This window comes from Acidimicrobiia bacterium (assembly GCA_016650365.1).
GTDB lineage: Bacteria > Actinomycetota > Acidimicrobiia > Spongiisociales > JAENVV01 > JAENVV01.
On record JAENVV010000295.1, the window covers coordinates 1 to 3,186 of the forward strand.

Annotated in this window: 5 protein-coding genes; 3 read left to right on the forward strand and 2 right to left on the reverse strand. The window is 59.3% G+C overall.

The annotated features are described in order from the left end of the window. Window positions 1-223: 223 nt before the first annotated feature. Window positions 224-433 (forward strand): hypothetical protein, encoded by a 210-nt coding sequence (locus tag JJE47_16575; GenBank protein ID MBK5269037.1) that lies wholly within the window; start codon window positions 224-226, stop codon window positions 431-433. A gap of 143 nt (window positions 434-576) precedes the next feature. Here the strand turns inward: JJE47_16575 and JJE47_16580 are convergent, their stop codons facing one another. Next, complete coding sequence (locus tag JJE47_16580; protein ID MBK5269038.1) at window positions 577-1,212, reverse strand: PadR family transcriptional regulator; 636 nt, start codon at window positions 1,210-1,212, stop codon at window positions 577-579. Window positions 1,213-1,294: 82 nt separating this feature from the next. Between JJE47_16580 and JJE47_16585 the strand changes: the two genes are divergently transcribed. Both JJE47_16585 and JJE47_16590 read left to right on the forward strand, forming a co-directional pair. Further along, window positions 1,295-2,062 carry a maleylpyruvate isomerase family mycothiol-dependent enzyme gene (locus JJE47_16585; GenBank protein ID MBK5269039.1) on the forward strand — a complete coding sequence of 256 codons (768 nt, stop codon included), beginning with the start codon at window positions 1,295-1,297 and terminating at the stop codon, window positions 2,060-2,062. A gap of 72 nt (window positions 2,063-2,134) precedes the next feature. Beyond that, window positions 2,135-2,494 carry a cupin domain-containing protein gene (locus JJE47_16590; protein ID MBK5269040.1) on the forward strand — a complete coding sequence of 120 codons (360 nt, stop codon included), beginning with the start codon at window positions 2,135-2,137 and terminating at the stop codon, window positions 2,492-2,494. A gap of 210 nt (window positions 2,495-2,704) precedes the next feature. Here the strand turns inward: JJE47_16590 and JJE47_16595 are convergent. Then, window positions 2,705-3,186, reverse strand: a 482-nt coding sequence (locus JJE47_16595) for an HNH endonuclease (protein MBK5269041.1), incomplete at its 5' end; no start/stop codon positions are given.

The window sequence follows — 3,186 nt, forward strand, 5'->3', positions numbered from 1 at the left end:
ACCATCACGGCTCAAACCGAACGAGCCATGGCGATGTGGCCGAACAAGGGCGAAGCCGACCCACGTCCTCTGCTGGGTGCGCCATATGTCCGGATTGATCCAGTGCCGCCAAACTCTCCCGCCGTCCCAAGCCATGCACCAGCGGCGATCGGTTGGATTCAGCGTGACTAGGCGAGCCCAGTCTTCGTCCTGATGGCAAGGTCCCGCAGGGCACAACCAGGACGTGTATCGAACTGGCCGGGACATGTCGGTATCGGCTGGAAATTCCCTGCGCTTCGATGCGTCTGGCAAAGGCGCCAAGGAGATGTTCGCCTCGCTGTCCGAATCGACGGCCAAATACCGGACGAGCACCAAAGCGCAACGCTTCGGCCGATCCGAGAAGTTCTTCTCGCCCGACGATCCCTCAGAGGAGGAAGGTGGTCGACGTAGCTGAAGGAGCGAATTTCCAGCACCGGCCGGGTTCTTCGCGGTCAGGATGCCGAACCATGGCAAGGACGTGATTCTGTCGAGGATCAGGATCTGCGTTCCGTTGGTAACAAGGTCGGCCAGGTTGTCCTACGGGCTCCGCATGCCAAATCATCGAGACTGCACGGGTGATTCGTCTTGGGCGAGAAGCCGTGTGAGCACCTCGGTTCTAGGGTTCATACCGAGAGCTTCGGTACTCGGCCAGTCGTCGATTTCGCCCCGGGCAAACTCGATCCACCCTTCCAGCGCCTTGAATATTTCGATTTGTGCGGTAGCGAAGAGCACCGACAGGTGCGTTCGCTCCGGGAAGGGATGGCTGCCCTCAAGGTAGCTTCCCATCAGTTCGACAATGGCCCGGTGGTGTTCGCCAATGTCGCTCTCGAGTTCGTCAAGGGCACGTAGTACATCGTCGCGTGATCCCTGATCGGCAAACAGCAGCCTGAGGAGCGCTTCGAGTTCCATGCGAGGAGGTTGGGTCCGGGTCTTTGTCCACTCCTTGAGTTCGGACCGCCCCGCCTCGGTAATCGTGTACACGTTGCGCGTTCGGTTCCCGAAGGCCTGTTTATGGGACGTTGCGAATCCCAGTTTCACCAGTTTTTTGGGTTCGGAATAAAGCAGCCGCTCTGATTTGGGCCAGGCGTAGCGAAGGCTTCGCTGTGCCTGGTGGGTGAGTTCGTAGCCCGTCCAGGGTTTCAGATCGAGGAGGGCGAGGACTGCATATGACGATGTGGTCATGGTCGTTGGCATCCGCTTGACTGTACTGCAATTTACAGTATAGTAAAAGTTCTAACTACTGCAACTTGCAGCATTGAGGGGAAGGGAGCAAATGATAGAAGTACCCGAGCACATCGCAACCGTCGAGCAAGAAGGGAAGCTGTTCGCTGATGCCGCTAGGCGCGCTGGTCTTGATGCGAAGGTAGTGACTTGTCCCGGGTGGGACGTGCGCGACCTGGTCCGCCATCTCGCTGAGATCCACCTCTGGGCCGCCGCCCAGGTATCTAATCGGGCTACGAAAATGTGGGTGGATGACCTCTCTGAGCTTTCCGAATCTTGGCCCGACTTAGCCATCTTCTGGCCCGACGACGACAAGCTGATCGACTGGTATCTGGAAACGAGTGCCAATTTGGTGCACGAATTGCGGTCCGCTCCCGTCGACCTGGAGTGCAACACGTTCTTGCCTGCGCCGTCCCCACTGGCCATGTGGGCTCGACGCCAAGCACACGAAACTGCTGTTCATCGTTTCGATGCAGAACGTGCCGCTGAAAGCGAAAGCCATTTTGATGCACGATTCGCAGCGGACGGTATCGACGAGATACTCGCCGCGTTCGCTCCCCGTCGTTCCACGTTTCCCATCGAGACGCCCGGCACCATGGCTGTCGAGGTGACGGACACCAGCGATCAGTGGCGGGTCACGATGGCCCCGGATGGGATCAGCACTGTCAAGGGTGACGGACCCGCCGACGTCACATTGGCCGGAACTGCCGCGGACCTTTATCTGGTCCTGTGGAATCGCCGCGAAGACGCGGCCATCGACGTAACCGGCGACCAAGACCTTCTCGAATTCTGGCACCACAACCACCGAGTTCGCTGGAGCTAGCGCAAGCCACCCATTACCGGACCCACGTACGCCACAAAAAGATCACGCTTGTAGGAGCAGAAGGAGATACTCATGAAAACCAACATCGAAGAGCTGCCCATCGCCGCAGAGGCCCTAGGAGAAATGATCCGAGGAACAGATTTCGGCGGGATGACCAGCGCCTACATGCAATACCCAACGGGACTCGACCTCGCTCCTCTGCTTGAGGGACTCGAAAGAGACCATTGCCAATGCCCCCACTGGGGATACGTCATCGAGGGCGCCATCCAAGTCAATTACGAAGACGGCACCGAAGAAGTCGTCAATGCTGGTGAGATGTACTACTGGCCCTCCGGCCACACGGTTGTCGTCAAAGAAGCGGTTCGGATGGTCGAGTTCAGCCCCCACGACCAGATGTCGGATGTGCTGGCCCACGTAGTTGGCAAGCTGTAGGAGCAGTCATTCCGTAGCTGGGCGCTCCATCAGGTGAAATCTTGGTCGACGGCCAAGTACCGGACGAGCACCGAAGCGCAACGTTTCGGCCGATCCGACAAGTTCTTCTTGCCCGACGATCCGTCAGACGAGAGAGGTGATCGCCGTGGCTAACGAGACGATTGCGAACAATGGTACCTGCCGGGCGACATAGTCCGTCGAACGCGACGTTTACCCGGCCAGCCTGGCGGGGCCGTGGAAGACCTGGCTTTGGTGCCATTCGATGTGGTCGTCGTCGACCGGGTCCGCACCTGGCTGTGGGCCGAGTACCGGTGCTCCTGCCAGCCTCAGCACCAGTCGATCGGCCGATTCTCCGGTTCCGGTGAATCGTTGTGAAACGGTGATGGTTCGGTCGGCAGTCAACCCGACGACGCCGAGGTCGAGCAGCTTGTGGTGGATGCTGCATAACGCCAAACCGTTGGAGACCTCGTCGGGTCCGTCGTAGGCATGCCAACGAATGTGGGCCGCGTCGAGTCCGATCGTACGATCCGCCAGGCGTCCATCGAACCCACAGAAGGCGCACCGGCGTTCGTAGGCGACGAGAACGTTGTCTCGAAACTGAGGGTCCCGTCGCCGGATCGCCCGCGACGCAACGGTCAACGCCAATGACCCTTCGGTCAGGCCGACATCTTCCAGTAGGTCGGTGCGATAGG